General features: G+C 72.4%; 1 protein-coding gene. It reads right to left on the minus strand.

Annotated elements, in window-relative coordinates:
- A partial coding sequence (locus IE330_RS38275) for a non-ribosomal peptide synthetase (protein WP_190140788.1) occupies positions 1-2,855 on the minus strand: 2,855 nt, incomplete at both ends.

A 2,855-nucleotide genomic window follows, 5' to 3' on the forward strand; every position in this document is an offset into this window, starting at 1 on the left:
ACCTGGTCGTCGATGCGGCCGACGACTTCGAGGCTGCCGTCGGGCAGGCGGCGCGCGACGTCGCCGCTGCGGTACATGCGGGCGCCGGGCACCCCGCTGAACGGGTCGGGGACGAACCGCTCGGCGGTCAGCGCGGGCCGGTTGAGGTAGCCGCGGGCGACACCCGGTCCGGCGACGTGGATCTCGCCGGGGATGCCCAGCGGGACCGGGTGGCCGTGGGCGTCCAGGAGGTAGACGGCGAGGTCGGCGAGGGGGTGGCCGACGCGGCTCATGGCCGGGCGGGCGAGGTCGTGGTCGTCGAGGCGGTGGTAGGTGGTGTGGACGGTGGTCTCGGTGATGCCGTACATGTTCACCAGCGCGACCCGGTCCAGACCCACCCGGTCCGTCCACGGCTTGAGCTGGGCCACTTCCAGCTTCTCGCCCGCGAAGACCACCGCACGCAGTGCCAGGCGCCCCAGCCGGAGGTCCCCGCCCGCGGCGGCGGTGACGAGGGAGCGGAAGGCGGTCGGCGTCTGGCTCAGGACGGTGACGCCGTGGTCGGCGAGCAGGTCGATGAACTCGTCGGGGGAGCGGGTGACGTCCTTGGGTACGACGACGAGGTGGCCGCCGAAGGCGAGGGCGCCCCACATCTCGAAGACGGAGACGTCGAAGGCGTAGGAGTGGGCCATGGACCACACGTCGGTGGTGCCGAAGGCGTAGTGGTCCTGGGCGGTGGACATCAGGCGCACGACGTTGGTGTGCGTCAGGGCCACGCCCTTGGGCTTGCCGGTCGAGCCGGAGGTGTAGATCGTGTAGATCAGGTTGTCCGGGCCCGAGACGAGGGCCGGGTTGTCCACGGGCCGGGCGTCCAGCTCGGCGGCCGTGTCGGCGGCGTCGAGGACCAGCACCTGGCCGTCGTACACCTCACTGAGGTTCCCGGCGAGGTCGGACGTGGTCAGCACCACGCGGGCACCCGCGTCGGCGAGGACGTAGCCGAGGCGGTCCATGGGGTTGGCCGGGTCCAGCGGGAGGTAGCCCGCGCCGGACTTCAGGACGCCCAGGATGGCGGGCATGAGGTCGGCGCCGCGCTGGAGGTGGACACCCACCAGGTCCTCGGCGCCTATGCCCCGGTCGCGCAGGAGGTGCGCGATGCGGTTGGCGCGGGCGTTCAGCTCCCCGTACGACAGGGACACCGAACCGGCGGTGACGGCGACGGCCTCGGGCCGCTCGGCGGCGCGGGCCTCGAACAGCTCGTGCGCCAGTGCCGTGACCTCCGAGGAGCGCACGGCGGCCGGGAGGACGGCCTCCCGCTCACCCTCGGGGAGGTAGACGGCGCGCGCGTCGCCCGCGGCGCCCTCGCGCGCCATGGACTCCAGGACCGCGCGGTACATGCCCGCGAGGCGGTCGGCGTTCTCCCGTGAGACGGAGCGCAGGTTCGCGGTGAGGATCACGTGCCCGGCGCGCGACGACACGGTGAGCGGGAACTCCGTGGGGCTGTCGTCCATGCCGGACAGCGCGTCCACCAGGTCCGTGTCGAGCTGACGGAAGTCCTGGTAGTTGAAGTAGATGTCCATGAGGCGGCCGGTGCCGCCCCACTCGCGCTGCACGGCGGGCAGCGGGTAGCCGCGGTGCGGCCACATGCGCACCTCGGCGTCGAAGACCTGGCGCAGCAGGTCGCCCCAGGTGGCGGCGGTGCGGGTGTACGGGAACGGCAGCGTGTTCAGGTACATGCCGTACACGCGGTCGGCGCCGAGGACCTCGGGCCGGGTGTCGCACACGAGGCCCGTGTGGAACGACGTCTCGGCGGTGAGCTGGCTCATGACCTTGAGGTGCATGGCCAGCATGACGGCCTTCATGGAGGTGTCGGTGGCGGCGGCCAGGGCGCGCAGGCCCGGCTCCAGGTCGCGCCAGTTGAAGCCCGCCTTGTAGCTGGCGTGCTGGCCGGCGGCCGGGTCGCCCCAGCCCTCGGGGTGCGTCAGCTTGGCGTGCGAGCCGACCAGGTCCGCCCAGAACGCGCGGTCCTCCGCGGAGTCCAGGGCCTTCAGCTCGGCCGCGATCGCGTCGGCGAAGCGGACGTCCGGGGTCTCCTCGGCCTCGGGCTCACGGCCGTCGCGCAGCGCCAGGTAGGTCGTGACGACCTCCATGAGGAGCGAGTGGTAGCTCCAGCCCTCCATGATGGGGTGGCACTCGGTGACCGAGATCCACCAGCCGCCGTGCGAGGTGGTGTGCGCGTGGAAGCGCATCAGGCCGGGCCGCGCCATGTCGAAGGCGTTGGCGCGCTCGCCCTCGCCGAACGCGGCGACCTCCGCGCGCGCGGCGTCGGCGTCGAGCCCGGTCAGCTCGTGCACGCCCATGGTCATCTCGGCCCGGTCGTGGACGAGCTGGAGCGGGCGCGAGTAGCCGGACAGGTCGATCGAGGTGCGCAGGATCTCGTGCCGGGCCGTGATCCGCCGGCCCGCCTCGGCGAAGGCCTCAGCGGAGAACGGCGCCGCGTCCCGGACCCAGAACGACGACACGTTGTGGTAGTTGTTCTGGCTGTCGTCAGCCAGCATCTCGATGACCATGCCGAGCTGGTTCTGCCCGAGCGGGTACGCGTCGACGACGTTCCCGGGCAGCAGCGCCCGGTCCTCGTCCGAGATCAGCTCGAAGGGTGCGACGCGGTGGTCGGCGACGGCCTCAGCCCGTGCCTCACCGGTGAGTTCGGCGAGCCGGGCCACGCTGCGGCGGTCGAAGACGTCGCGTACGGCGACCTCGTAACCGGCCTCGCGCAACGCGCCCACCAGGGCGACGGCCCGCAGCGAGTCGCCGCCGAGTTCGAAGAAGCTGTCGTGGACGCCGACGCGGTCGACGCCGAGGACGTTCTGCCAGATCTCGGC

This window comes from Streptomyces longispororuber, from assembly GCF_014656095.1.
Lineage (GTDB): Bacteria > Actinomycetota > Actinomycetes > Streptomycetales > Streptomycetaceae > Streptomyces > Streptomyces longispororuber.